This is a genomic window from Pseudomonas sp. FA117 (assembly GCF_057370475.1).
On sequence record NZ_CM170675.1, the window covers coordinates 292219 to 316582 of the forward strand.

Annotated in this window: 24 protein-coding genes; 12 read left to right on the forward strand and 12 right to left on the reverse strand. The window is 64.9% G+C overall.

Translation table 11 applies throughout. The features are described from left to right. The first annotated feature begins 142 nt into the window (after positions 1–142). The 6 genes from ssuE (at position 143) to AC1TXO_RS01420 (ending at position 4871) form a co-directional block, all read left to right on the forward strand. The gene (gene ssuE, locus AC1TXO_RS01395) at positions 143–736 is read left to right on the forward strand and encodes an NADPH-dependent FMN reductase (RefSeq protein WP_486404730.1); all 594 of its coding nucleotides are present in this window, start codon (positions 143–145) and stop codon (positions 734–736) included. A 96-nt stretch (positions 737–832) separates the two neighbouring features. Then, positions 833–1798 (forward strand): sulfonate ABC transporter substrate-binding protein, encoded by a 966-nt coding sequence (locus tag AC1TXO_RS01400; RefSeq protein ID WP_486404731.1) that lies wholly within the window; start codon positions 833–835, stop codon positions 1796–1798. Positions 1799–1858: 60 nt separating this feature from the next. After that, the gene (gene ssuD, locus AC1TXO_RS01405; protein WP_486404732.1) at positions 1859–3007 is read left to right on the forward strand and encodes an FMNH2-dependent alkanesulfonate monooxygenase; all 1149 of its coding nucleotides are present in this window, start codon (positions 1859–1861) and stop codon (positions 3005–3007) included. Positions 3008–3017: 10 nt separating this feature from the next. After that, complete coding sequence (gene ssuC / locus AC1TXO_RS01410; protein ID WP_486404733.1) at positions 3018–3815, forward strand: aliphatic sulfonate ABC transporter permease SsuC; 798 nt, start codon at positions 3018–3020, stop codon at positions 3813–3815. Further along, positions 3812–4624 (forward strand): aliphatic sulfonates ABC transporter ATP-binding protein, encoded by an 813-nt coding sequence (gene ssuB / locus AC1TXO_RS01415; RefSeq protein WP_486404734.1) that lies wholly within the window; start codon positions 3812–3814, stop codon positions 4622–4624. Before ssuC ends, ssuB begins: the two co-directional genes overlap by 4 nt. 31 nt (positions 4625–4655) lie before the next feature. Next, the gene (locus AC1TXO_RS01420; protein WP_008095172.1) at positions 4656–4871 is read left to right on the forward strand and encodes a TOBE domain-containing protein; all 216 of its coding nucleotides are present in this window, start codon (positions 4656–4658) and stop codon (positions 4869–4871) included. Between the two features lie 87 nt (positions 4872–4958). Here the strand turns inward: AC1TXO_RS01420 and AC1TXO_RS01425 are convergent, their stop codons facing one another. The 4 genes from AC1TXO_RS01425 to AC1TXO_RS01440 form a co-directional block, all read right to left on the reverse strand. Continuing rightward, positions 4959–5591, reverse strand: a complete 633-nt coding sequence (locus AC1TXO_RS01425) for a TetR/AcrR family transcriptional regulator (RefSeq protein WP_486404735.1) — start codon at positions 5589–5591, stop codon at positions 4959–4961. Continuing rightward, positions 5591–7168 carry a glutamate--cysteine ligase gene (gshA, locus tag AC1TXO_RS01430; RefSeq protein WP_486404736.1) on the reverse strand — a complete coding sequence of 526 codons (1578 nt, stop codon included), beginning with the start codon at positions 7166–7168 and terminating at the stop codon, positions 5591–5593. Before gshA ends, AC1TXO_RS01425 begins: the two co-directional genes overlap by 1 nt. Positions 7169–7440: 272 nt before the next feature. Beyond that, positions 7441–7824 (reverse strand): PaaI family thioesterase, encoded by a 384-nt coding sequence (locus AC1TXO_RS01435; protein WP_486404737.1) that lies wholly within the window; start codon positions 7822–7824, stop codon positions 7441–7443. Next, the gene (locus AC1TXO_RS01440; RefSeq protein ID WP_486404738.1) at positions 7824–10148 is read right to left on the reverse strand and encodes a Tex family protein; all 2325 of its coding nucleotides are present in this window, start codon (positions 10146–10148) and stop codon (positions 7824–7826) included. The genes AC1TXO_RS01435 and AC1TXO_RS01440 overlap by 1 nt, the downstream gene beginning before the upstream one ends. 228 nt (positions 10149–10376) lie before the next feature. Between AC1TXO_RS01440 and ompR the strand changes: the two genes are divergently transcribed. Further along, positions 10377–11117 (forward strand): osmolarity response regulator transcription factor OmpR, encoded by a 741-nt coding sequence (ompR, locus tag AC1TXO_RS01445; protein WP_486404739.1) that lies wholly within the window; start codon positions 10377–10379, stop codon positions 11115–11117. A 97-nt stretch (positions 11118–11214) separates the two neighbouring features. Then, the gene (locus tag AC1TXO_RS01450) at positions 11215–12528 is read left to right on the forward strand and encodes an ATP-binding protein (protein ID WP_486404740.1); all 1314 of its coding nucleotides are present in this window, start codon (positions 11215–11217) and stop codon (positions 12526–12528) included. Between the two features lie 47 nt (positions 12529–12575). Here AC1TXO_RS01450 and rimK read toward each other — a convergent pair whose 3' ends face one another. Together rimK and rimB are read right to left on the reverse strand one after the other, a co-directional pair. After that, entirely contained in the window at positions 12576–13481 is a 906-nt protein-coding gene (rimK, locus tag AC1TXO_RS01455) for a 30S ribosomal protein S6--L-glutamate ligase (RefSeq protein ID WP_486404741.1), read from the reverse strand. Continuing rightward, positions 13478–13960 carry a retropepsin-like aspartic endopeptidase RimB gene (gene rimB / locus AC1TXO_RS01460; protein WP_486404742.1) on the reverse strand — a complete coding sequence of 161 codons (483 nt, stop codon included), beginning with the start codon at positions 13958–13960 and terminating at the stop codon, positions 13478–13480. Before rimB ends, rimK begins: the two co-directional genes overlap by 4 nt. 109 nt (positions 13961–14069) lie before the next feature. On the opposite strand from rimB, the gene AC1TXO_RS01465 reads away from it, so the two are divergent. Beyond that, positions 14070–14471: an RNA-binding S4 domain-containing protein gene (locus AC1TXO_RS01465; protein ID WP_486404743.1), complete on the forward strand. Its 402-nt coding sequence runs from the start codon at positions 14070–14072 to the stop codon at positions 14469–14471. Positions 14472–14541: 70 nt separating this feature from the next. On the opposite strand, the gene AC1TXO_RS01470 is transcribed toward AC1TXO_RS01465, so the two are convergent. Then, entirely contained in the window at positions 14542–15342 is an 801-nt protein-coding gene (locus tag AC1TXO_RS01470; protein ID WP_486404744.1) for a phosphatase PAP2 family protein, read from the reverse strand. A gap of 115 nt (positions 15343–15457) precedes the next feature. On the opposite strand from AC1TXO_RS01470, the gene hslO reads away from it, so the two are divergent. The 3 genes from hslO (at position 15458) to AC1TXO_RS01485 (ending at position 18658) form a co-directional block, all read left to right on the forward strand. Then, positions 15458–16357 carry an Hsp33 family molecular chaperone HslO gene (hslO, locus tag AC1TXO_RS01475; RefSeq protein WP_486404745.1) on the forward strand — a complete coding sequence of 300 codons (900 nt, stop codon included), beginning with the start codon at positions 15458–15460 and terminating at the stop codon, positions 16355–16357. A gap of 179 nt (positions 16358–16536) precedes the next feature. Continuing rightward, positions 16537–18084 carry a phosphoenolpyruvate carboxykinase gene (locus tag AC1TXO_RS01480; RefSeq protein ID WP_486404746.1) on the forward strand — a complete coding sequence of 516 codons (1548 nt, stop codon included), beginning with the start codon at positions 16537–16539 and terminating at the stop codon, positions 18082–18084. A gap of 139 nt (positions 18085–18223) precedes the next feature. Next, positions 18224–18658 carry an acyl-CoA thioesterase gene (locus AC1TXO_RS01485; RefSeq protein ID WP_486404747.1) on the forward strand — a complete coding sequence of 145 codons (435 nt, stop codon included), beginning with the start codon at positions 18224–18226 and terminating at the stop codon, positions 18656–18658. On the opposite strand, the gene AC1TXO_RS01490 is transcribed toward AC1TXO_RS01485, so the two are convergent. From AC1TXO_RS01490 to fdhD, 5 genes are all read right to left on the reverse strand, one after another. Continuing rightward, positions 18648–19304 (reverse strand): response regulator, encoded by a 657-nt coding sequence (locus AC1TXO_RS01490; protein ID WP_486404748.1) that lies wholly within the window; start codon positions 19302–19304, stop codon positions 18648–18650. The genes AC1TXO_RS01485 and AC1TXO_RS01490 overlap by 11 nt on opposite strands. A 118-nt stretch (positions 19305–19422) precedes the next feature. Further along, the gene (locus AC1TXO_RS01495) at positions 19423–20214 is read right to left on the reverse strand and encodes a CheR family methyltransferase (protein WP_486404749.1); all 792 of its coding nucleotides are present in this window, start codon (positions 20212–20214) and stop codon (positions 19423–19425) included. Positions 20215–20439: 225 nt separating this feature from the next. Continuing rightward, on the reverse strand, positions 20440–20925 hold the full coding sequence (locus tag AC1TXO_RS01500) for a glycine zipper domain-containing protein (protein WP_486404750.1): 486 nt from the start codon (positions 20923–20925) through the stop codon (positions 20440–20442). Positions 20926–21168: 243 nt separating this feature from the next. Continuing rightward, on the reverse strand, positions 21169–23514 hold the full coding sequence (locus AC1TXO_RS01505; protein WP_486404751.1) for an FdhF/YdeP family oxidoreductase: 2346 nt from the start codon (positions 23512–23514) through the stop codon (positions 21169–21171). 5 nt (positions 23515–23519) lie between these two features. Beyond that, positions 23520–24350 carry a formate dehydrogenase accessory sulfurtransferase FdhD gene (fdhD, locus tag AC1TXO_RS01510; protein WP_486404752.1) on the reverse strand — a complete coding sequence of 277 codons (831 nt, stop codon included), beginning with the start codon at positions 24348–24350 and terminating at the stop codon, positions 23520–23522. Positions 24351–24364: the final 14 nt, after the last annotated feature.

The window sequence follows — 24364 nt, forward strand, 5'->3', positions numbered from 1 at the left end:
AGCGTGGCAGGTCGAAATTTCATATCTCCATAAAGAATAAACAAATGAAAAAATATGATTTATGGATATATGCCATCACCTGCTAATGTCGGTTCCATCCCCAGGGGCCAACCCCCGGAACCGAACTGAAGGATGCGTTGCAATGCTGGTTGTTTCGATAGGCGGTAGCCCCAGTGTCCGTTCACGCTCCGGCGTGCTGCTCGAGCGTTCGCGCCAGTGGCTGCAGGAGCGCGGTGTGGAGGTGGTGACCTTCCAGGTGCGCGAGTTTCCGGCAGAAGACCTGCTGCATGCGCGCTTCGACAGCCCGCAGGTGCAGCATTTCCAGCAACTGGTGGCCGAGGCCGACGGCCTGCTGGTCTCGACCCCGGTGTACAAGGCGTCCTTCGCCGGCGCCCTGAAGACCCTGCTTGACCTGCTGCCCGAGCGCGCGCTGGAACACAAGGTCGTGTTGCCGATCGCCACCGGCGGCAGCATCGCCCACATGCTGGCGGTGGATTACGCGTTGAAACCCGTGCTGTCGGCACTCAAGGCACAGGAGACCCTGCAAGGGATCTTCGCCGACGACAGCCAGGTCGCCTATGCCGAAGGCACCCGCCCGGCGCAGCTGGCCGAAGCCCTGGAGGCGCGCCTGCTGGACTCGCTGGAAACCTTTCACGGCGCCCTGGCACGTCGGCCGCGGCCGGTCGCGCCTGGCGTACTCAACGAACGGCTGCTCAGTGCTCGTTGGAGCATCTGAGCCACCTGCGAAACCGCGTCACCGTTTTTCCACCTTACTCGCCCGACAACGAGGCAAGCAGGTGCAACCCGAACCTCATTCGCACAGGAGAGCGCCATGCGCACAGTCTTCTTGCGTCGTGGTCTGGTCGCCCTGTTTGCGGCGGCTGTGTCCTTCGGCGCCATCACCCAAGCCCAGGCCGAGAGCCTGCGCATCGGTTACCAGAAATACGGCACGCTGGTGCTGCTCAAGGCCAAGGGCTCGCTGGAGAAGCGCCTGAAGGAACAGGGCATCGACGTGCAATGGACCGAATTCCCCGGCGGCCCGCAGCTGCTCGAAGGGCTGAACGTCGGCTCGATCGACTTTGGTGTCACCGGCGAAACGCCGCCTGTCTTCGCCCAGGCCGCCGGTGCCGACCTGCTCTACGTGGCCTATGAGCCGCCTGCGCCGCACAGTGAGGCGATCCTCGTGCCCAAGGGTTCGTCGATCCAGTCGGTGAAGGAGCTCAAAGGCAAGAAAGTCGCGCTGAACAAAGGCTCCAACGTGCACTACCTGCTGGTCCGCGCCCTCGAGGACGCCGGCCTCAAATACAGCGACATCCAGCCTGTGTACCTGCCGCCTGCCGATGCCCGCGCCGCCTTCGAGCGTGGCAGCGTCGATGCCTGGGTGATCTGGGATCCGTACCAGGCCGCCGCCGAGCAGCAGTTGCAGGCCCGCACCCTGCGTGACGGCAAGGACCTGGTCGACAACCACCAGTTCTACCTGGCCACCCGCAGCTACGCGACCCGGCACCCGGCAGTGATCAGCACCCTGATCGACGAAGTGCGCGCCGTGGGCGAATGGTCCCAGGCCAACCCGCAGCAGGTGACCGACCAGGTCGCGCCGCTGCTCGGCCTGCCGGCGGACATCACCCTGACCTCGGTCAAGCGCCAGGGCTACGGCGCTGCGCCGCTGACCCCGGAAGTGATCGCCGCACAGCAGAAGATCGCCGACACCTTCCAGGCCCTGAAGCTGATTCCCAAGCCCTTGAGCATCAAGGACGTGATCTGGACCCCACCGGCCAAGGTCGCCAGCGCGCCTTGAACCCTTCGCCTGCGCCGCAGCACCGCTGCGGCTTGAGCCAACCTTGAGGAGACAACTCCAATGAGCCTTAACATTTTCTGGTTCCTCCCCACCCACGGTGACGGCAAGTACCTGGGCACCTCCGAAGGCGCGCGCGCCGTCGATCACGGCTATCTGACGCAGATCGCCCAGGCGGCTGATCGCCTCGGTTTCGGTGGCGTGCTGATCCCTACCGGTCGCTCCTGCGAAGACTCCTGGCTGGTGGCGGCATCGTTGATTCCGCTGACGCAGAACCTCAAGTTCCTGGTCGCCCTGCGTCCAGGGATCATTTCCCCGACCGTGGCAGCGCGCCAGGCCGCGACCCTCGACCGCCTGTCCAACGGTCGCGCGCTGTTCAACCTGGTGACCGGCGGCGACCCGGATGAACTTGCCGGTGATGGCCTGCACCTGAACCACCAGGAGCGCTACGAAGCTTCGGTCGAATTCACCCGCATCTGGCGCAAGGTGCTCGAGGGCGAAGTGGTCGACTACGACGGCAAGCACATCCAGGTGAAGGGCGCCAAGCTGCTCTATCCGCCGATCCAGCAACCGCGTCCGCCGCTGTACTTCGGTGGCTCGTCGGATGCCGCACAGGACCTGGCCGCAGAGCAGGTCGAGCTGTACCTGACCTGGGGCGAGCCACCGGCTGCCGTGGCGCAGAAGATCGCGGCAGTGCGCGAGAAAGCGGCTGCACAAGGGCGCGAAGTGCGCTTCGGCATCCGCCTGCACGTGATCGTGCGCGAAACCAACGAAGAAGCCTGGGCGGCGGCCGATCGCCTGATCTCGCACCTGGACGACGACACCATCGCCCGCGCCCAGGCTTCGCTGGCGCGCTTCGACTCGGTCGGCCAGCAGCGCATGGCGGCCCTGCACAACGGCAACCGCGACAAGCTGGAAGTCAGCCCGAACCTGTGGGCAGGCGTCGGCCTGGTGCGCGGTGGCGCCGGTACCGCGCTGGTGGGCGATGGTCCGACCGTCGCGGCGCGGGTGAAGGAGTACGCAGACCTGGGCATCGATACCTTCATCTTCTCCGGCTATCCACACCTGGAAGAGTCGTACCGGGTTGCCGAGCTGCTGTTCCCGCACCTGGACGTGCAGCGCCCGGAGCAGGCCAAGGCTGGTGGCTATGTGAGCCCGTTCGGTGAAATGGTCGCCAACGACATCCTGCCCAAGTCCGTGTCGCAGAGCTGAGGGCCGGACCATGAGTCGTGCAACTTCCTCCACCCTGTCGCAGCGCCTGGCGCCATGGGCCTTGCCCGTGTTGCTGCTGGCGGTGTGGCAGCTGGCGGTCAGCGCCGGATGGCTGTCGACGCGCATCCTGCCGGCGCCTAGCGCGGTGGTGAGCGCCGGTGTCGAGCTGGTGCGCAGCGGCGAGATCTGGACGCACCTGGCGATCAGCGGCTGGCGTGCCGGCGTGGGCTTTCTGATCGGTGGCAGCATCGGCCTGCTGCTGGGTTTCATCACCGGCCTGTCGAACTGGGGCGAACGCCTGCTCGACAGCTCGGTGCAGATGATCCGCAACGTGCCGCACCTGGCGCTGATCCCGCTGGTGATCCTGTGGTTCGGTATCGACGAGTCGGCGAAGATCTTCCTGGTCGCCCTGGGCACGCTGTTCCCGATCTACCTGAACACCTATCACGGCATCCGCAACGTCGATCCGGCGCTGGTGGAGATGGCGCGAAGCTATGGGTTGTCCGGCTTTGGCCTGTTCCGCCAGGTGATCCTGCCGGGTGCACTGCCGTCGATCCTGGTAGGGGTGCGCTTTGCCCTGGGGTTCATGTGGCTGACGCTGATCGTGGCAGAGACCATTTCGGCCAATGCCGGTATCGGTTACCTGGCGATGAACGCCCGTGAATTCCTGCAAACCGATGTGGTGGTCCTGGCCATCGTCCTGTACGCCGTGCTCGGCAAGCTCGCCGACCTCGCCGCCCGTGGCCTGGAGCGTGTCTGGCTGCGCTGGCACCCCGCCTACCAGGTGGCGAAGAAGGAGGGCGCATGACCGTGCTCAAGGAACAACCGCCGCGCCTGCTGCGTGGCATCCCGCTGGCCGCCAACGGTCTGCGCAAGACCTTCGGCAAGCGTGAAGTGCTGCGCGGTATCGACCTGCACATCCCGGCCGGCCAGTTCGTCGCCATCGTCGGCCGCTCCGGCTGCGGCAAGAGCACCTTGCTGCGCCTGCTGGCCGGCCTCGACCAGCCCAGCGCCGGTGAGCTGCTGGCCGGTGCCGCGCCGCTGGCCGAGGCGCGCGAGGAAACCCGCCTGATGTTCCAGGACGCGCGTCTGCTGCCGTGGAAGAAGGTGATCGACAACGTCGGGCTTGGCCTGTCTGGTGACTGGCGGCCGCGTGCCGTGCAGGCGCTGGAAGCTGTCGGGCTGGCCGACCGCGCCCATGAATGGCCTGCGGCGTTGTCTGGCGGGCAGAAGCAGCGCGTGGCACTGGCCCGGGCGTTGATTCACCAGCCGCGCCTGCTGCTGCTCGACGAGCCGCTGGGTGCGCTGGATGCCCTGACCCGGATCGAGATGCAGCAACTGATCGAGCGCCTCTGGCGCGAGCACGGCTTCACCGTGCTGCTGGTCACCCACGACGTCAACGAAGCCGTCGCCGTGGCCGACCGGGTAATCCTGATCGAGGACGGCGAGGTCGGTCTCGACCTGAGCGTCGACCTGGCCAGACCGCGTGCGCGAGGCTCGCACCGCCTGGCGGCACTGGAAAGCGAAGTGCTCAACCGTGTCCTGTCCGTGCCGGGCACCCCGCCCGAGCCGGAACCTGTAGCCCCTTTGCCCACGCAACTGCGCTGGGCCCACTGAATCTGCGAAGCCAACCAAAGGAAATCAAGCCATGACCATCAAAGCGATCAACGTCCGCAACCAGTTCAAAGGCACCGTCAAGGAAATCCTCGAAGGCCCGGTATTGTCGGAAATCGACGTACAGACCGCCTCCGGCATCGTCACCTCGGTGATCACCACCCGTTCCGTCAAGGAGCTGGAGTTGCAGGTGGGCAGCGAGGTGATCGCCTTCGTGAAATCGACCGAGGTGTCCATCGCCAAGCTGTGATGGCGTTCGACTCCCGGGCCGTGTGAAGGCCTTCGCGGGCAAGTCGCAACGGAGAACTGCCGTTGCGACTTGCCTGCGAAAGCGGTTTCAGCTTGGACGCCGGGCAAGGAAAGGCGGCAGATACAGCCCCAGATAAGCCTCGAAGACCCGCATCCCTTCCTCGGCCATGCGCGGAGTGATCTGCTCGTGCAACTGCATCGACCGGGCATACACCCGGTCGCTCAGTTCCATCGCCAGCGCAAACACATCGACGTCCGTGGGCATGCTCGGCAGCTGGAAATGCCGGTCGAACAAGCCGTGCATCAGCCTGCCCAGTTCCAGGTCGTGCTGGCGGTCGGCCTGCGCCACTTCACTCAGCCCGTGCTGGGCGAGAATCAACTGCCGAGCGGCGGTGTCCTGGTGATAGATGTCCAGCGTGCGTTGCTCGACCAGGCGCGACAGCTGTTGCCAGGTGCTGAACGCATGGCTGTCGATGGGTGCGCTCAAGGCCTCGCGAAAGGCACGGTGCACATCTGCGGTGAGGGCTTCGAGCAGCGCCGGAACGCTGGCGAAGAAGTGATACACCGAGGACGGCGGGATCTGCGCCCGCTCGGCCACGCTGTAGATCGAAAGACCGGCCACCCCCTCGCCTGCCAGCAGCTCGCGGGCCGCCGCCAGGATCGCCTCGATCCTGGCCTGGCTGCTGGCGCGTGGCTTGCGCTGGGCGGGGGGGCGACTCATCAGTTGCTGATCGCCAGGATGCTGGCCTGGTAGGCGCCGACGAACAGGTCGAAGTCACCGACTTCCTCCTGCTCCAGCTCCGACTGCCGGGCCAGCGACTCGCGGGCCAGGGTCTCGAAGTGCTGCTGCTGCTCGACCGTCAGCGGTTGCTCGCGGAAGGTCTCGGCGTGCAGCTGGCTCTGGCGCAGGGAGAACTTGACGAAGGTCTCGTCGTGTTCGGTCATGCGCGCCAGCACCTGCGCCGAAGGCGTCAACGAGGAGTCATCGACCTTGGCTTGCTGCTCGGCCAGGGCCTTGGCGTGTTCGTCGCCGCCTTGGGCCTGGTCGAGCAGGTCGGCCAGGCCACCGATGCGCTCGATCAGTTCGCTGGCCCACTCGCGCAGGCCGACCGGTTGGCCATTGCGCTGCAGCTCGAGGCCGGGACGACGACCTTCCTTGACCACGGTCAGGAAGTTGCTGGTGCACTGGCCGCACTCGGCGTTGTCCAGGCAGGGGCTGTCTTCGAGGGCGCAGAACAGCAGGAAGGCGTCGAGGAAGCGCGCCTCGGTCAGGTCGATGCCCACCGGCAGGAAGGGGTTGATGTCCAGGCAGCGCACTTCGACATACTGCACGCCGCGTGCGATCAGGGCCTGGATCGGCCGTTCGCCGGTGTAGGTGACGCGCTTGGGGCGAATGTTCGAGTAGTACTCGTTCTCGATCTGCAGGATGTTGGTGTTCAGCTGCACCCACTCGCCGTCCTTGTGCGTACCCACCTCGACGTACGGCGGGTAGGGCGTGCCGACCGCCTTGCGCAGGCTGTCGGTGTAGCTGGACAGGTTGTTGTAGCAGGGCGTCAGGCCGGCCTGGGCGTTGCTCTGGTAGCCCAGGTCGCTCATGCGCAGGCTGGTGGCGTAGGGCAGGTACAGGGTTTCGGCGTCCAGCTCTTCGAGCTGGTGCGGGCGACCGCGCAGGAAGCCTTTGTCCAGTGCCGGCGAGGCGCCGAACAGGTACATCAGCAGCCAGCTGTAGCGACGGAAGTTGCGGATCAGGGCGATGTAGGCCGACGACTGATAGTCGCGGTCGTCCTGCTCGCTGCCCTCGGCTTCGCGCAACAGTGGCCACAGGGCCTCCGGCAGCGAGAAGTTGTAGTGGATGCCGGCGATGCATTGCATGGTGCGACCGTAGCGCAGGGCCAGGCCCTTGCGGTACACATGCTTGAGCTTGCCGATGTTGGAGCTGCCGTACTCGGCGATCGGGATGTCTTCCTCGGCCGGCAGCGCGCAAGGCATCGACGGGCTCCACAGGTATTCGTCGCCGAGCTTGGTGTAGACGAAGCGGTGGATCTGCTCGAGGTTCTCGAGCACCTCTGCCGGGTCGGCCAGGGCCGGAGTGATGAACTCCAGCAGCGACTCGGAGTAATCGGTGGTGATCTGCTCGTTGGTCAGGGCCGAACCCAGGGCTTCGGGGTGCGGGGTCTGGGCCAGCCGACCTTCGTCGGTCACGCGCAGGCATTCGCGCTCAATGCCGTGCAGGCACTGCCTGAGCAGGGGGAGATTGGCGCCGAGCAAGCTCAGGCGGCGGTTGAGGAGGTCGCTCAAGATGGATTCCTTCACGCGTCAGTCGCCCCAATATGGGGGTAGAAATGACGGTCTACAAGGGTAGGGACAAAGGAACTGGCGTTGTCGCCTGGTTTACGCGGTTCCGGTGGTGGTAGCGCAGATAATTCGGGGGCTTTGCCGACCTCATCGCGGGACAAGCCCGCTCCCACAAAAGCACCGAGGCACCTGTGGGAGCGGGCTTGTCCCGCGATAGGGTCAGTGACAGCGCCCGACCGATACCGGCAAAAATACCGCAGTTACCACCCGGGGAGCTAGAGAACCGCGAAGGTTCCCTGGGCCTTGGCCACCAGTTTGTCGCCCTGGACTACATCGGCGTCGACCACCAGCGTGCGTCGCCCGGCATGGATCACCCGGGCAGTGCACAACACCTCGCCTTCGCTGACGGCGCGCATGTAGTTGATCTTGCACTCGATGGTCACGCTCTGCTGGTCGAAGCCGTGGCTGGCCGAGCAGGCCAGGCCCATGGCGATGTCCACCAGGCTGAAGATCGCCCCGCCGTGCAGCTTCTGGCCACGGTTGCGCAGGTGCGGTTCCAGCGCCAAGGCTACCTCGGCAACGCCGCTGTCCAGGCGTTGCAGGCGACAGCCCAGGAGTTGGCTGAAGGCGCTTTCGACGTATTCCTTCGGGACGTCCATCACTTCTTCTTCAACTGCTTGGCGTTGGCGAACAGCGCGGCCATGGCATTGTTGGCCGGTGCCGCGGTCGCGGTTTCACGCGGGCGTGGCGCCTGCTGCGAACGGTTGCCGCCGTTGCCGCGACTACCACCACGGTTGCCTTCGACCTTCTCGCCGGGGGTGTCGCTCATGCGCATGGACAGGCCGACGCGCTTGCGCGGGATATCCACCTCCATGACCTTGACCTTGACCACGTCGCCAGCCTTGACCGCCTCGCGCGGGTCCTTGACGAACTTCTCCGACAGCGCCGAGATGTGTACCAGGCCATCCTGGTGCACGCCGATGTCGACGAAGGCACCGAAGTTGGTGACGTTGGTCACCACGCCTTCGAGGATCATGCCCGGCTCCAGGTCCTTGAGGTCCTCGACGCCATCCTGGAAGGTCGCGGTCTTGAACTCGGGGCGCGGGTCGCGGCCGGGCTTGTCCAGTTCCTGGAGGATGTCGGTGACGGTCGGCAGGCCGAAGCTTTCGTCGGTGAACTTCTTCGGATCGAGGCGCTTGAGGAAGCCGCTGTCACCGATCAGCGAGCGGATGTCGCGGTCGGTGTCGGCCGCGATGCGTTGCACCAGCGGGTAGGCCTCGGGGTGCACGGCCGAGGCGTCCAGCGGGTTGTCGCCGTTCATCACGCGCAGGAAGCCTGCGGCCTGCTCGAAGGTCTTTTCGCCCAGGCGGCTGACTTTCTTCAAGGCTGCACGGGTGGCGAACGGGCCGTTGGCATCGCGGTGCGCGACGATGTTCTGTGCCAGCGTGGCGTTGAGGCCGGAGATGCGGGTCAGCAGCGCCACCGACGCGGTGTTGACGTCAACGCCCACGGCGTTCACGCAGTCCTCGACCACGGCGTCCAGGCCGCGCGCAAGCTTCACCTGCGACACGTCGTGCTGGTACTGGCCCACACCGATGGATTTCGGGTCGATCTTCACCAGCTCGGCCAGCGGGTCCTGCAGACGACGGGCAATCGACACGGCGCCGCGGATCGACACGTCCAGGTCCGGGAACTCGCGGGCGGCCAGTTCCGAGGCCGAGTACACCGAGGCGCCGGCCTCGGAGACCATGATCTTGGTGATCTTCAGCGCCGGGTATTTCTTGACCAGTTCGGCGACCAGCTTGTCGCTCTCGCGGCTGGCGGTGCCGTTGCCGATGGCGATCAGTTCCACCGAGTGCTTGGCGCACAGCGCGGCCATGATGGAGATGGTGCGGTCCCAGTCGTTTTTCGGCGCGTGCGGGTAGACGGTGGTGTAGTCCAGCAGCTTGCCGGTGGCATCGACCACGGCGATCTTGCAGCCGGTGCGCAGGCCCGGGTCGAAGCCCAGGGTAGCACGCGGGCCGGCCGGGGCGGCCAGCAGCAGGTCGTGCAGGTTGTGGGCGAAGACGTTGATCGCCTCGCCTTCGGCGTTGTCGCGCAGCTCGCCGAACAGGTCGGTTTCCAGGTGGGTGTAGAGCTTGACCTTCCAGGTCCAGCGCACCACCTCGCCCAGCCACTTGTCGGCCGCACGGTCGCGATTTTCGATGCCGACATGGCTGGCGATCATCATCTCGCAGGGGTGCAGGGTGCCCGGCAGTTCCTCGCCTACCTTGAGCGAGGCGCTCAGCACGCCTTCGTTACGCCCGCGGAAGATTGCCAGGGCACGGTGCGAGGGGGCATTGCGCAGCAGCTCGTCATGGGCGAAGTAGTCGCGGAACTTGGCGCCTTCTTCTTCCTTGCCCGGCACCACGCGGGAGGTGAGCACCGACTCCTGCTTGAGGAAACCGCGCAGTTTTTCCAGCAGGGCGGCGTCTTCGGCGAAGCGCTCCATGAGGATGTACTTGGCCCCTTCGAGGGCGGCCTTGACGTCGGCCACGCCCTTTTCGGCATCGACGAAGCGTGCTGCTTCGGCTTCCGGGTTCAGTTGCGGGTCGTTGAACAGGCCGTCGGCCAGCTCGCCCAGGCCGGCTTCCAGGGCGATCTGGCCCTTGGTGCGACGCTTCTGCTTGTAGGGGAGGTAAAGGTCTTCGAGGCGGGTCTTGGTATCGGCCAGCTTGATGTCGCGGGCCAGTTCGGGGGTCAGCTTGCCCTGTTCCTCGATGCTGGCCAGGATGCTGGCGCGGCGCTCGTCGAGTTCGCGCAGGTAACGCAGGCGCTCTTCCAGGTGGCGCAGTTGCGTATCGTCCAGGCTGCCGGTGACCTCCTTGCGGTACCGGGCGATGAAGGGCACGGTCGAGCCTTCGTCCAACAGGCCCACGGCCGCTTCGACCTGCTGTGGGCGCACGCCCAGTTCCTCGGCGATACGGCTGTTGATGCTGTCCATGAGAACCACCTGACAAATAGTGAATACTAAGGCCGCAGTGGGGGTTCAGGCCCGGCGGCGCTGGATGAAAGCCGCGCATTATACCCATCGCGTCCGGCTTGCGGTGATAGCGCAGGGCCATGCGCGCAGTGGCGGAAGTGGCACCCGGGGAAAAATCTGCTAACAATGCACACGGCACGCGTCGCAATGGCTACGCCATAATGCGCGGCGATATCAGAGGAGTTATTGATGACCAGCACCGCAAACAATGCTGAAGGCGAAAAGATTCTCATCGTTGACGACGATCCGGGGCTGAGCAGCCTGCTGGAACGTTTCTTCACCAGCAAGGGCTACCGTGCCCGTGCCGTGCCGAATGTCGAGCAGATGGACCGCCTGCTGGCCCGCGAAGTGTTCAACCTGGTGGTGCTCGACCTGATGCTGCCCGGTGAAGACGGTCTGTCCGCCTGCCGCCGCCTGCGCGCAGCGAACAACCAGATCCCGATCATCATGCTCACCGCCAAGGGCGACGAGCTCAGCCGCATCAAGGGCCTCGAGCTGGGTGCCGACGACTACCTGGCCAAGCCGTTCAACCCCGACGAGCTGGTCGCGCGGGTCAAGGCCGTGCTGCGTCGCCAGGCCCCGAGCGTTCCCGGTGCCCCGGGCAGCGAGGAAGAGACCGTCACCTTCGGCGACTACGAACTGTCGCTGGCCACCCGCGAGCTCAAGCGTGGTGATGAAGTGCACATGCTCACCACCGGCGAGTTCGCGGTGCTCAAGGCGCTGGTCATGCATGCCCGCGAACCGCTGACCCGCGACAAGCTGATGAATCTGGCCCGTGGTCGTGAGTGGGACGCGCTGGAGCGTTCCATCGACGTGCAGATCTCGCGTCTGCGCCGGATGATCGAGCCCGATCCGTCCAAGCCGCGCTATATCCAGACCGTCTGGGGCGTAGGCTATGTCTTCGTGCCGGACGGAAATGCCGGTAGATGAGCCTCTGCCCTGACGCGGCAGGGCGGCCCGCGAGGGTCGCCCTGTTTTCGTCTGTGGTCGTTGCCATTCCCGTTCCCGCCTTGCAGCAGTCGTCCCGATGAAAACGCCCCTCTGGTTTCCGCAAAGCTTCTTCGCCCGCACCCTGTGGCTGGTGCTGATCGTCGTCCTGTTCTCCAAGGCGCTGACCCTGGTGTACCTGCTGATGAACGAGGACGTGCTCGTCGACCGCCAGTACAGCCACGGCGTGGCGCTGACCCTGCGCGCCTATTGGGCGGCGGACGAAGAGAACCGCGACCAGATTGCCGAGGCCGCCGGGCTGATCCGCGTGACCGGCTCGGGTGTGCCGGAGGGTGAGCAGCACTGGCCCTACAGCGAGATCTACCAGCGCCAGATGCAGGCTGAACTGGGCGAGGACACCGAAGTGCGCCTGCGCGTGCATGCGCCGCCGGCGCTGTGGGTCAACGCGCCGAGCCTGGGGCCGGGCTGGCTGAAGGTGCCGCTGTACCCGCATCCGCTGCGTGGGCAGAAGATCTGGAACGTGCTTGGCTGGTTCCTGGCCATCGGCCTGCTGTCGACCGCCTCGGCGTGGATCTTCGTGCGCCAGCTCAACCAGCCGCTCAAGCGCCTGGTCTTCGCCGCCCGCCAGCTGGGCCAGGGGCGTAGCGTGCGTCTGCCGATCAGTGACACGCCCAGCGAGATGACCGAGGTCTACCGGGCGTTCAACCAGATGGCCGAAGACGTCGAGCAGGCGGGGCGCGAGCGCGAACTGATGCTCGCGGGGGTTTCCCATGACCTGCGCACACCCTTGACCCGGCTGAGGCTGTCGTTGTCGCTGATGGGCAACGAGAGCGAGCTGAGCGAGGACATGGTCCGCGATATCGAGGACATGGACGCGATTCTCGACCAGTTCCTGGCTTTCATCCGCGACGGCCGTGACGAGCCGGTGGAGGAGGTCGACCTGGGCTACCTGATCCGCGAGGTGGTGGCGCCCTACAACCAGCCCGAAGAACGCGTGCGGCTGTGCCTGGAGCCGATACCGCCATTCCCGCTGCGGCGGGTATCGCTCAAGCGCATGCTGGGCAACCTGATCGGAAATGCCCTGCATCACGCTGGCAAGGGGGTGGAAGTCGCAGCCTATGTGTCCGGCGACCAGAGCGCCCCTTACGTGGTGCTCAGCGTGCTGGACCGCGGCACTGGCATCGACGAGTCGGAGCTGGAGACCATCTTCAACCCGTTCATCCGCGGTGATCGCGCGCGGGGCGGCAAGGGCACCGGCCTGGGGCTGGCGATCGTCAAGCGGATCGCCGCCCAGCATGGCGGCAATGTCGAGCTGCGCAATCGATCCGGCGGGGGCATCGAGGCCCGGGTAAGGCTGCCGCTGGGCCTGTTGTTGCCGCGCAATGCCGTGTGAGGGTCCCCTTCGCAGCTAGGGCTGCGAAGGGGGGATACGGTTTGCGTTCAACCCTTGCCCTTGGTCCTGGTCTGGTTGGGTCCGCCGTTCTTTTCCAGGTGCTCGATGATCATCCCGGCGACGTTCTTGCCGGTGGTGACTTCGATGCCTTCCAGCCCCGGAGACGAATTCACCTCCATGACCAGCGGGCCGTGGTTGGAGCGCAGGATGTCCACGCCCGCCACGCTCAGCCCCATGACCTTTGCCGCGCGAATCGCTGTCATGCGCTCCTCCGGAGTGATCTTGATCAGGCTGGCGACGCCGCCGCGGTGCAGGTTCGAGCGAAACTCTCCCGGCTTGGCCTGGCGCTTCATCGAGGCAATGACCTTTTCGCCCACCACGAAGCAGCGGATGTCGGCGCCGCCAGCCTCCTTGATGTATTCCTGGACCATGATGTTCTGCTTCAGCCCCATGAACGCCTCAATCACCGACTCGGCCGCCTTGGCCGTCTCGCACAGCACCACGCCGATGCCCTGGGTGCCTTCGAGCACCTTGATCACCAGCGGTGCACCGTTGACCATCTGGATCAGGTCGGGAATGTCGTCGGGGGAGTGGGCAAACCCTGTGATCGGCAGGCCGATGCCGCGGCGTGACAGCAACTGCAGGGAGCGCAGCTTGTCACGCGAGCGGGCGATGGCCACCGACTCGTTGAGTGGATAGACGCCCATCATCTCGAACTGGCGCAACACCGCGCAGCCATAGAACGTCACCGAAGCACCGATGCGCGGGATCACCGCATCGAAGCCTTCCAGCGGCTTGCCGCGGTAGTGGATCTGCGGCTTGTGGCTGGCGATGTTCATGTAGGCACGCAGGGTGTCGATCACGACCATTTCATGGCCGCGTTGGGTTCCGGCTTCGACCAGGCGGCGGGTGGAATACAGACGCGGGTTGCGCGAAAGCACGGCGATCTTCATGCAGCACCTGTGACGGGGGAAAGAGTGGCCGGGAAGGCCGGTTTGTCCTGGACGTACTTGAGGCCGGGGTTGACTACCAGTTGACCGTGGATCAGCGCCTTCGATCCAAGCAGCAGCCGATAGCGCATGTTCTTGCGACAGGCCAGGGTGAACTCCACTTCCCAGACCCGGTCGCCCAGTGCCAGCGGTGTGCGGATCACGTAGCGGGTCTGGGCGTGGCCGTTGGAGCTCTTGATGGTTTTCATGGTCACCAGCGGCGCTTCGCAGCGGCGATGACGCAACTGCACCACCGAGCCCAGGTGCGCGGTGAAGCGTACCCAGGGCTGCCCGTCGCGTTCGAAGGGCTCGATGTCGGTGGCATGCAGGCTGGAGGTGCTGGCACCGGTGTCGATCTTGGCCCGCAACCCGGCGAGACCGAGGTCGGGCAGGGCGATCCATTCGCGCAGGCCGATCACTGTGAGATGGTCAAATGTTTTCAAGAAGCACACCCTGCGAATGAGGTGGTGAACTGTAAGCATCATGCGGACTTTTTGCATCCGACAGTTACGGTAGTACAGTTCCGTTAAAGACAGAATTCGAGGTAGGGAGATGGCACACAAGCCGGAAGATGACGACAAGGTCCGCTTGGACAAGTGGCTGTGGGCGGCACGCTTCTACAAGACGCGGGCGCTGGCCAAGGCCGCGATCGAGAGCGGCAAGGTGCATTGTCGTGGTGAGCGCTGCAAGCCGGGCAAGGAGCCGCGGGTCGGCGACGAGTTCGTGCTGCGTACCGGTTTCGACGAGAAGACCGTGGTGGTCAGGGCGCTGTCGGTGGTGCGCCGTGGCGCACCCGAGGCGCAGACATTGTACGAGGAGACGCCGGACAGCGTGAAGCGCCGCGAGCAGGCCGCCGAGTTGCGCAAGGCCGGAGCGATGGGAGTGACCACCGACGGCCGGCCGAACAAGAAGCAGCGGCGGCAGATCCACCAGCTGCATGGCAGCTTTGAGTGACGCCGAGTCGATCCGGGAGCAGCTTTACCCTCGAAGAGGATACTGCGGCGCCCGGTCTCGGTGTGCACTGTCAGGCTGTACGCATCACGCTCATGCGCCCGACCAGCGGCAGCTTGCCCAGTATTTTGAACAGCGGTGAGGTCCAACGTACCAGCGCCGCGCTGGCCTTGGCCGCCAGCGGTGTGTGCACGGTCCAGCCAAGTGCCAGCACGGCCATGCCCAGGCCACCGATGTAATCGTCCTGGCCCCAGTGGGCACCGGCCACCAGGCGTGGCAGCATGAACAAGGCAGCCAGGCCCCAGATCACCAGGCCCTGGACCAGGCGGCGGCTGAACAGGCTCATGAACAGTGCCCACAGCAGCAACACCGACGCGTGATCGCCGGGGAAGCTCTTGCTCGAACGGTCCTTGAGCTCCCAGTGGGCTTCGAGGTTCGGGTAGTAGTGGCTCAGGCGCACGGCATCGTCGAATACGATGGACGGGCTGTCATGTTGCCATCCGGATGCATCCACCCACTTGGAAAACAGTGCGCGAACCACCACTAATACCAGCAGACTGACGAAAAAGCCGAAGAACGCCTGGCGCACCTGCACGGCCTTGAACACCCAGTCGCCCTTGATCAGCAGCAGGAGCAGGATCAGACCGACCACGATGTCGAAGGGGCGCAGGCTGCCCAGGGTCCAGATGTATCGCCAGGGGGTGTTGTCTGCCAGCGGGCTGTTGAGTGCGCGGAACAGCCACTCGTCGAAAGTCAGGAACAGGATCTGGCCAAACGGCCACAACCAGAAACACAGTAGAGCGATGGGCAGCAAAGTGCAGGCTGCCAGCGGTCCCCAGGACCACTTTTCTTGGAACAGTGGCCGATTATCCATAAAATACCTCTATTGCCAGCTGAATTTCAGCGCCGTGTGCGCGCTTTACGATGGGCCTTTGCAGGCTTGTGTAATCATTTTGTCACCCTTTTCAGAATTTTCAGATAGCTAAAACATGAACGATCTACCTGATACCGATTTCACCCAACGTTTCCTGTTCGAAGAGCGCGATGTGCGTGGCGAATGGGTCGAACTCGACAAGAGCTACGGCGAAGTGCTCGCCCGCCACCCTTACCCGCAGCCAGTCGCCGCGCTGTTGGGCGAACTGATGGCCGCGACTTCGCTGCTGGTCGGCGCGCTCAAGTTCGACGGCCTGCTCATCCTGCAGGCGCGTTCGCAAGGGCCGATCCCGCTGCTGATGGTGGAGTGCTCGGGCGATCGCGACATTCGAGGCATGGCGCGTTACGAGGCCGAGCAGATCCCGGCTGATGCCACCCTGTCGCAACTGATGCCCGACGGCCACCTCACCCTGACCATCGATCCGGTCAAGGGCCAGCGCTACCAGGGCACTGTCGAGCTCGATGGCGCCAACCTGTCCGAATGCTTCACCAACTACTTCGTCCAGTCCCAGCAGCTCAACACCCGCTTCTGGCTCGACACCTCGACCGGCAAGGCCCGTGGCCTGCTGCTGCAGCAACTGCCGGTCGACCGGCAGCGTGACGAGGATGAGCGCGAGGACAGCTGGCAGCACGTGGTGGCCATGGCCAGCACGCTCAATCCTGAAGAATGGGCCGAGAACAACGAGACCCTGCTGCACCGCCTCTACCACGAAGATGCCGTGCGCCTGTTCGACATCGAGCCGCTGCGCTTCCACTGCAGCTGCTCGCGCGAGCGTTCCGGCAATGCCCTGGTCAGCCTTGGCGAGGCGGATGCCAAGGCGCTCGTCGAGGAATGTGGGGGGCAGGTCGAGATCGATTGCCAGTTCTGCAACGAGCGTTATTTCTTCGATGCCACCGATGTCGCGCAATTGTTTGCTGGCGGCGGCACGGACGAGGCGTCAGAAACTCTTCACTGAAACGCTTCACTACAGGAGATTCTCCTGTCTAATTGCGCAAAAGCGCAGTTACGACAGGAGGGGCCTACTTTTTTTGGGCGTTTCTGGCATAATCCGGCCACTTTTTTCGCTGTAGTAGTTTGAAACAGACAACTACAAAACGTTTGGAGCACTCGGCCTCGGGCCGGATGGGGTATCTCATGACGCAAGCCAACAACACCGTGTACACCGACCTGACCGTCGACGAGCTGGTAAAACATGCGCTGCAACGCGGTGAAGGCGTGCTGGCCGATACTGGTGCACTGGTCGTGGAAACCGGTCACCGTACTGGCCGTTCGCCCGCCGACCGTTTCATCGTCGATGAGCCGAGCACCTCTGCCGCCATCGCCTGGGGCCCGATCAACCGCAAGTTCCCGGCCGACAAGTTCGATGCCCTGTGGGACCGCGTCCAGGCGTTCAACGACGCCCAGGAGCACTTCGTCTCCTACGTCCATGTCGGTGCCGCCGCCGATCACTACCTGCCGGTCAAGATGACCACCCAGACCGCCTGGCAGAACCTGTTCGGCCGTTGCCTGTTCATCAACCCGGAAAAAGGCCAGTTCAACCCGGCCGGCCGTGACCAGTGGCAGATCCTCAACGTTGCCAACTTCGAGTGCGTTCCAGAGCGTGATGGCACCAACTCCGATGGCTGCGTGATCCTCAACTTCGCCCAGAAGAAAGTGCTGATCGCAGGCATGCGCTACGCCGGCGAGATGAAGAAAGCCATGTTCTCGGTGCAGAACTTCCTGCTGCCGGCCGTCGACGTGCTGCCGATGCACTGCGCAGCCAACATCGGCGAAGAAGGCGATGTGACCCTGTTCTTCGGCCTGTCCGGCACCGGCAAGACCACTCTCTCCGCTGACGAAAGCCGTTACCTGATCGGTGACGACGAGCACGGCTGGGGCGAAGGCGTGGTCTTCAACATGGAAGGTGGCTGCTACGCCAAGTGCATCGACCTGTCCGAGAAGAACGAGCCGGTCATCTGGAAAGCCATCAAGCATGGTGCGGTGCTGGAAAACGTCGTCATCGACGAAGCCGGCCACGCCGACTACACCAACGTCAGCCTGACCCAGAACAGCCGCGCTGCCTACCCGCTGGAGCACGTCGCCAAGCGCGCCGAAGCCAACCTGGGTGGCGAGCCGAACGCGGTCATCTTCCTGACCTGCGACCTGACCGGCGTTCTGCCTCCGGTGTCGATCCTGAACAACGAGCAGGCGGCCTACCACTTCCTGTCCGGCTACACCGCGCTGGTCGGTTCCACCGAAATGGGCTCGGGCGGCGGCATCAAGTCGACCTTCTCCACCTGCTTCGGCGCGCCGTTCTTCGCCCGCCCTGCCGGTGAATACGCGGAGCTGCTGATCAAGCGCATCAACGGCTTCAACTCCAAGGTCTACCTGGTCAACACCGGCTGGACCGGTGGTGGCTACGGTGTCGGCAAGCGCTTCAGCATCCCGACCACCCGTGGCGTGATCGCCGCGATCCAGAGCGGTGCTCTGGTCGGCGCCGAAACCGAGCACCTGGACATCATCAACCTGGACGTGCCGAAGTCGGTTCCAGGCGTCGATACCGAGCTGCTGAACCCGCGCGCCACCTGGGCTGACAAAGCTGCCTACGACGAGGCCGCCAAAGGCCTGGCCAAGCTGTTCATCGAAAACTTCAAGAAATTCGAAGTTTCCGACGCCATCAAGGCCGCTGGCCCGCAGCTGTAAGCTGTACCGGTCGCACTGAAAAGGCCGCCTTTCGAGGCGGCTTTTTCATGGCTGGCGTTCATGGGCCGGGTTTGCGTCTATGGTTTTACGGATCAGATATGGGAAGCTTCCCTTTCTTGCCACCCGCCTTGGATACCCCATGACCGAGTCCATCCAGCGCAGTGCCTTTTCTCATTTTCATCCCATCCTCACCCGTGCCCAGGACAACGACCACAACGGCCACCTCGCCGGTGCGACGGTGCATGCCTTCTTCGAGACTGCCATCCATGCCTTTCTCGTCGAACAGGCCGAGCTGGACCTGCGCGCAGGTGAGCTGGCCGGATTCGTGGTTGGATCTGCCGCAGACTTCTATGCCTTTCCCGGCTTCCCCGATGTGCTGGAGGTCGGGCTGGGTGTAGCGCGGCTGGCTGGCAGCACGGTGGAGTTTCGCCTGGCGCTGTACCGCCCCGGTGAAGACCAGGCCTGCGCGGCGGGCACCGTGGTGCAGGTGTTCATCGAGCGCGCCTCTGGGCGGCCGGCGACGCTGCCGGAAACCCTGCAACTGATCCTGGCAGGCCTGTCGCTCAATCGTTGAGGCGGATGATCCCCTCGCGCACGGCAAACAGCACCAGCCCCGGAACGTCGTGTATCTGCAGGCGATGCATGATCTGCGAGCGATGCGCCTCGATGGTCTTGATGCTCAGGCCGAGGCCTTCGGCGATCGAGCGGGTGCTCTCGCCGCGGGCGATCAGGCGCAGTATCTCCAGCTGGCGCGTGGTCAGTGGCGCCTGGGCATTGCTGGGCGGGCGTTTGCGGCTATGTTTCAGTGCCTGGCCGATGACCATCGGCAAGACGCTCGACGACAGGTACTGACCCCCGCTGCGCAAGGTCTGCAGTGCCTGTTCCAATTCCCCGACCGTGGCAGTCTTGAGCAGGAAGCCCTGGGCACCAAGCTGCAGGCAGCTCATCACATGCTCCAGCTCCGAGCGTGCCGAAAGCATCAGGACGCGGGCGTTGGGTACACGGATGAACAGCTCCTGCAGCACCTGCTGGCAATCGAGAGTGTCGCTGGTCATGTCCAGCACGACGATTTCCGGCCGCAGCTTTTCCGCCATCGCCACGGCGCTCATGCCGTCGCTGGTGTCACCGACCACGGCATATTCCTTTTTCTGTTCGAGCAGGGCGCGCAGGCCGGCGCGGAAGAGGGGCGAGTCGTCGGCAAGCAGGATTCGGCAGGGCATGGGTCAAGGCCTGTTTCGCAAGGGAAGGGGGGCGGCAGGCCTGCTCGATCCACAAGCGCACTGCCGCGCTTGAGCGCGACCAGTCCTTGTCTGCCGTTCGATGCGGCAGTGCTATTCATCATAGGCGTTCGAACACCGATGGCAGTAGTGGCCGCAGGGGCAGGTCCAGGCCATGGATGCTTTCGCTGTGGCCGATCATCAGCAGGCCGCCCGGACGCAAGTGCGGCACCAGGCGCTGCAGGACGTCGGCCTTGCAGCGCGGATCAAAGCCGGCGAGCAGGTTGCGCAGCAGGATGACATCGAATCCGCCCAGGTCGGCCGGCAGCGGCTCGATCAGGTTGATCGCCTCGAAGCGTACCTTTTCGCGCAGGTTCGCAGCGATCTGCAGGCGACCGGCTGCCTCATCGAGTGTGCACAGGTCGATCCGGCTGGCCCACCCCGCAGGGAAGTAGCGCGCCTGGGCGATGGCGTATTCGCCGTGGCTGGCTTGTTGAAGCAGGCCTCTGTCGTAGTCGCTGGCCAGCACCTGCCAGCCGGGCCTGGAACTGAGCGCGGCGACCATGGCCAGGCTCCAGGCTTCCTCGCCGCTGGCGCAGGCTGCGCTCCACAGGCGCGGCGGGTGAGCGAGCCCGGGGAGCCAGCGCGCCAGGTGCTCGAAGTGCCGGTGTTCGCGGAAAAAGTAGGTGTCACGGGCGATCAGCAGTTGCAGCAGCGGCTGGCGTTCAGCGGGGTGTGCGTCGAGGAGGTCGAGGTAAGCCTCGAAGCTCGCCAGGCCATGAAACGCCAAGCGTTCGTTCAGGCGCCTGGCGACCGTCGGCCTGCGGCTGTCTGCCAGTTGCAGGCCGGTGGCGTTGGCGATGTGATCGCGAATGCGCTGGAAGCAGTCCTGGTCCAGGTGGGGTGAATGCATGCCGTCCGTCATCCCTCGGCCTCGCCACGGCCGGGCTGGCGGATCGGAGCAACGGTGATCATGCGCATTCCCTGCGTCCCATGTGTAATGGCGGATGGGAAATGATAGCTAGTGGCTACCTGCCCCCATATCGGGGTGTCCCTTAATCCCTGTGTCGCCGTAACGCAAAGGCCCCGCCGGATGAGGGGCAGGGCCTTAGGTGTCAGGCGTAGGTGACGGCGCCGATCAGTGGCGCCAGTGCCGCTTGTGCTTGCGATGGCCGTAGTGGTGACCGTTGTCCCAGTGGCGGCGGTCGTCGCCGCGACGGTAGCGGCGATCGCGCTCGCGGTCATGGCGGTCGTCTTCATCGGCCTTGTTGCCCATGTAGTTGCCCAGCGCGCCACCGGCACCGCCGCCTGCGGCCGCGCCGATCAGGCTGCCAGTACTGCCACCGACCTGGCGCCCGACCACGTTGCCGCCTGCCGCGCCCAGTGCACCGCCGATGGCGGCTTCACCGCGCTGACGCTTGTCGGCGCCCACCGCACTGCCTGCAGCGCCGCCCAGGCCTGCGCCGATGGCCGAGCCGGTGTTGCCGCCAATGGACTGGCCGACCACCGAGCCCAGTACCCCACCCAATGCGCCGCCAATGCCGGCCTCGGTGGTGCCGCCTGCCATGGCAACGCCGCTGAGCAGACCAAAAGACAACAACAGAATCGAGGAGTACTTCTTCATCAAGAGAGCCTCAGAGGGATGACGAGGCGGAATTTGAAGCGCATCGAAGCGGCTGGCAACGGAAATCCGACGAGTTGCATGGATTGTACACAATTTTATAAGTTGCTGATTTTGTTGTGAAACTTTATCTATTTTTGCTGGTCTGAGGTTACTTGATACACAAAAAAGCCCCGTCATTCGATCGGGGCTTTTTGCTGGGTTGCAACGGGGCGCCTGCTGCTACAGCGATCGCGCGACCTCTTGCTAGATGATCCGACCGTTCCCTCGTGCCGCTTCCAGCTTGATGGCGATGAACTTGGAGGTCGGCGTGTGGCTGCCGTCGCCGATGCTGTCCAACGGCACCAGCGGGTTCACTTCCGGGTAGTAGGCTGCGGCCTGGCCGGCGGGAATGTCGAAGGCCAGCAGGGTGAAGCCTTCTACCCGGCGCACGTGCTCGTCGCCCCACAGCGACACGATGTCGACCTTCTGCCCCGGCTGGAAGCCCAGGCGGATGATGTCGGCCTCGTTGGCGAACAGCACTTCGCGTTGGCCACGCACGCCACGGTAGCGGTCATCCAGGCCATAGATGGTGGTGTTGTACTGGTCGTGCGAACGCATCGACTGCAGGATCAGGTCGGGCACCTGGCCGCTGGCGCGCACGCGCTCGTCGAGCAGGCTGTCCGGCAGCAGGTTGGGCTTGAAGTTGGCGCGCCCGCTTGCAGTCTTCCACTGCCGGCTGCCGGCGCTGTTGCCCAGGTAGAAACCACCTGGCAGGTTCAGCCGCTCGTTGAAGTCGGCGAAGCCCGGGATGGTGTCGGCGATCAGGTCACGGATGCGGTCGTAGTCGGCCACCACCCAGTTCCAGTCCACAGGATGGTTGCCCAGGGTAGCGGCGGCGATGCCGGCGACCACCGCAGGTTCCGAGCGCATCTGTTTGGACAGCGCGCGCAGCTGGCCATTGGAGGCGTGAACCATGCTGAAGGAGTCTTCGACGGTGACTGCTTGCGGGCCTTCGGCCTGCAGGTCGATATCGGTACGGCCCAGGCACGGCAGGATCAGCGCCTGCTGGCCATGGATCAGGTGGCTGCGGTTGAGCTTGGTGCTGATGTGCACGGTCAGCGCGCAGTTGCGCAGGGCCTGGGCGGTGCGCTCGGTGTCCGGGGTGGCCTGGGCGAAGTTGCCGCCCAGCCCGATGAACACCTTGGCCCGGCCCTCGAGCATGGCGTGGATCGCCTCGACCGTGTTGTGACCGTTGCTGCGTGGCACCGGGAAGCCGAAGCGCTTCTCGATGGCATCGAGCAGGGCCACCGGCGGGCGCTCGTTGATACCCATGGTCCGGTCGCCCTGCACGTTGCTGTGGCCGCGCACCGGGCACAGGCCTGCGCCCGGTACGCCGATGTTGCCGCGCAGCAGCATCAGGTTGACGATTTCCTGGATGGTCGGCACCGAGTGGCGGTGCTGGGTGATGCCCATCGCCCAGCACATGATCACGCGCTTGCCCTTGCAGTACATGCGGGCCGACAGCTCGATGTCATCGAGGGTCAGGCCGGACTGCTCGACGATCTGCTCCCACGGCGTGGCATCGACCACCGCCAGGTATTCGTTCACGCCCTGGCCGTGCTCGGCGATGAACACGTGGTCGAAGATCGCCGGTTCGCCCTTGGCCTGGGCCTCGCGCTCCCACTGCAGGAGGAACTTGGCCATGCCGCGCAGCAGCGCCATGTCGCCACCCAGCGCAGGGCGGAAGAACGCGGTGTTGGTCGGCCGGTCGCTGTTGAGCAGCATCTCCAGCGGGTGTTGCGGGTGCTGGAAGCGTTCCAGGCCGCGCTCCTTGAGCGGGTTGACGCAGACCACCTGGGCGCCGCGCTTCACCGCATCGCGCAGCGGGTCGAGCATGCGCGGATGGTTGGTGCCCGGGTTCTGGCCCAGCACGAAGATCGCATCGGCGTGTTCGAAGTCGTCGTAGGTGACGGTGCCCTTGCCGACGCCGACGCTCTGCCCCAGGGCCACGCCGCTGGCCTCGTGGCACATGTTCGAGCAGTCGGGGAAGTTGTTGGTGCCGAAGGCGCGCACGAACAGCTGGTACAGGTACGCGGCCTCGTTGCTGGCCCGGCCGGAGGTGTAGAACTCGGCCTGGTCAGGCGATTCGAGCGCCTTGAGGTGGCTGGCGATCAACTCGAAGGCGGCGTCCCAGGCAATCGGCTGGTAGCGGTCGCTCGCCGGATCGTAGACCATCGGCTCGGTCAGGCGGCCCTGGTATTCGAGCCAGTAGTCGCTTTGCTCGAGCAGTGCGCTGACGCTGTAGCGGGCGAAGAAGGCCGCATCGACCCGACGCTTGGTGGCTTCCCAGTTGACCGCCTTGGCGCCGTTCTCGCAGAACTTGACCATGCCGCTTTCGGGCGAGTCGCCCCAAGCACAGCCGGGGCAGTCGAAGCCGCCGTTCTGGTTGGTCTTGAGCAGGGCACGCAGGTTCTTCAGCGCGTTGTCGCTGCCGACCCAGGCCTTGGCCACGCTGCGCAGCGCACCCCAGCCACCGGCCGGGCCGTGGTAGGGCTTGTAGCGTGGAGTGGAGGCGGGGGCGTTGTCTGGAAGTTTCTCGAAGGAAGTCACGGCTGTTAAGACTCCGCCGCTGGGCTGAAGACCCGCGGTGCACTGTGTTTGGGCAAATGGATGAGGTTGAGGTTGTGCCTGCGTGCCCATTGCAGGGCAAGGCCGGTCGGTGCCGACAGGCTGACCAGGGTCTGGATGCCGGCGCGCAGGACTTTCTGGATCAGCTCCAGGCTGCAGCGGCTGGTGACGATGGCCAGGCCGCCGCGGGTGTCGATGCGCTGGCGCAGCAGGGCGCCGATCAGCTTGTCGAGCGCGTTGTGCCGACCGATGTCCTCGCGCCCCAGCAGCAGCTCGCCGTTGCCGTCCATGAACAGCGCTGCATGCACAGCGCCGCAGTGCTGGCCCAGAGGCTGGAAGGCGTCGATGCGCTGGCGCAGGTCCTTGAGCCACGCGACCGGCGGCAAGGGCGCGCCGGGCAGTCGGTTCAGCTGCGGCAGGGCCTGCTCCAGCGCCTCGACGCCGCACAGGCCGCAGCCACTGGTACCGGCCATCTGGCGGCGTTGATCCTTGAGGTTCCAGAAGGCCCGGCTGGAGATTTCCAGGTCGGCGTACAGCGCCGAGCCGCTGCCGGAAAGCTTCACGTCATAGATTTCTTCGGTGCTGGTGACGATACCGCTGCCGACGCTGAAGCCGACGGCGAAGTCTTCCAGGTCGGTCGGGCTGACCAGCATCACCGCCTGGTTCAGGCCGTTGTAGACGATCGCCAGGGCGACTTCTTCGGCCAGGGGCGTGCTGTCGCTCGCCTGGTCGGAGAGCTGGACGTAGTCGTAGGTGTTGCTGGCTGCAGGCAGGGACAACGGTGTCGATGCCGCGCAGACCGGAGGCTTGCTGTTCATCGGGACGGATCACC

Bases quoted from the DNA above. Each gene is read 5' to 3' on its own strand.
- ssuE (WP_486404730.1), top strand. From the start codon at position 143: ATGCTGGTTGTTTCGATAGGCGGTAGCCCCAGTGTCCGTTCACGCTCC.
- AC1TXO_RS01400 (WP_486404731.1), top strand. From the start codon at position 833: ATGCGCACAGTCTTCTTGCGTCGTGGTCTGGTCGCCCTGTTTGCGGCG.
- ssuD (WP_486404732.1), top strand. From the start codon at position 1,859: ATGAGCCTTAACATTTTCTGGTTCCTCCCCACCCACGGTGACGGCAAG.
- ssuC (WP_486404733.1), top strand. From the start codon at position 3,018: ATGAGTCGTGCAACTTCCTCCACCCTGTCGCAGCGCCTGGCGCCATGG.
- ssuB (WP_486404734.1), top strand. From the start codon at position 3,812: ATGACCGTGCTCAAGGAACAACCGCCGCGCCTGCTGCGTGGCATCCCG.
- AC1TXO_RS01420 (WP_008095172.1), top strand. From the start codon at position 4,656: ATGACCATCAAAGCGATCAACGTCCGCAACCAGTTCAAAGGCACCGTC.
- AC1TXO_RS01425 (WP_486404735.1), bottom strand. From the start codon at position 5,591: ATGAGTCGCCCCCCCGCCCAGCGCAAGCCACGCGCCAGCAGCCAGGCC.
- AC1TXO_RS01435 (WP_486404737.1), bottom strand. From the start codon at position 7,824: ATGGACGTCCCGAAGGAATACGTCGAAAGCGCCTTCAGCCAACTCCTG.
- AC1TXO_RS01440 (WP_486404738.1), bottom strand. From the start codon at position 10,148: ATGGACAGCATCAACAGCCGTATCGCCGAGGAACTGGGCGTGCGCCCA.
- ompR (WP_486404739.1), top strand. From the start codon at position 10,377: ATGACCAGCACCGCAAACAATGCTGAAGGCGAAAAGATTCTCATCGTT.
- AC1TXO_RS01450 (WP_486404740.1), top strand. From the start codon at position 11,215: ATGAAAACGCCCCTCTGGTTTCCGCAAAGCTTCTTCGCCCGCACCCTG.
- rimK (WP_486404741.1), bottom strand. From the start codon at position 13,481: ATGAAGATCGCCGTGCTTTCGCGCAACCCGCGTCTGTATTCCACCCGC.
- AC1TXO_RS01465 (WP_486404743.1), top strand. From the start codon at position 14,070: ATGGCACACAAGCCGGAAGATGACGACAAGGTCCGCTTGGACAAGTGG.
- AC1TXO_RS01470 (WP_486404744.1), bottom strand. From the start codon at position 15,342: ATGGATAATCGGCCACTGTTCCAAGAAAAGTGGTCCTGGGGACCGCTG.
- hslO (WP_486404745.1), top strand. From the start codon at position 15,458: ATGAACGATCTACCTGATACCGATTTCACCCAACGTTTCCTGTTCGAA.
- AC1TXO_RS01480 (WP_486404746.1), top strand. From the start codon at position 16,537: ATGACGCAAGCCAACAACACCGTGTACACCGACCTGACCGTCGACGAG.
- AC1TXO_RS01485 (WP_486404747.1), top strand. From the start codon at position 18,224: ATGACCGAGTCCATCCAGCGCAGTGCCTTTTCTCATTTTCATCCCATC.
- AC1TXO_RS01490 (WP_486404748.1), bottom strand. From the start codon at position 19,304: ATGCCCTGCCGAATCCTGCTTGCCGACGACTCGCCCCTCTTCCGCGCC.
- AC1TXO_RS01495 (WP_486404749.1), bottom strand. From the start codon at position 20,214: ATGCATTCACCCCACCTGGACCAGGACTGCTTCCAGCGCATTCGCGAT.
- AC1TXO_RS01500 (WP_486404750.1), bottom strand. From the start codon at position 20,925: ATGAAGAAGTACTCCTCGATTCTGTTGTTGTCTTTTGGTCTGCTCAGC.
- fdhD (WP_486404752.1), bottom strand. From the start codon at position 24,350: ATGAACAGCAAGCCTCCGGTCTGCGCGGCATCGACACCGTTGTCCCTG.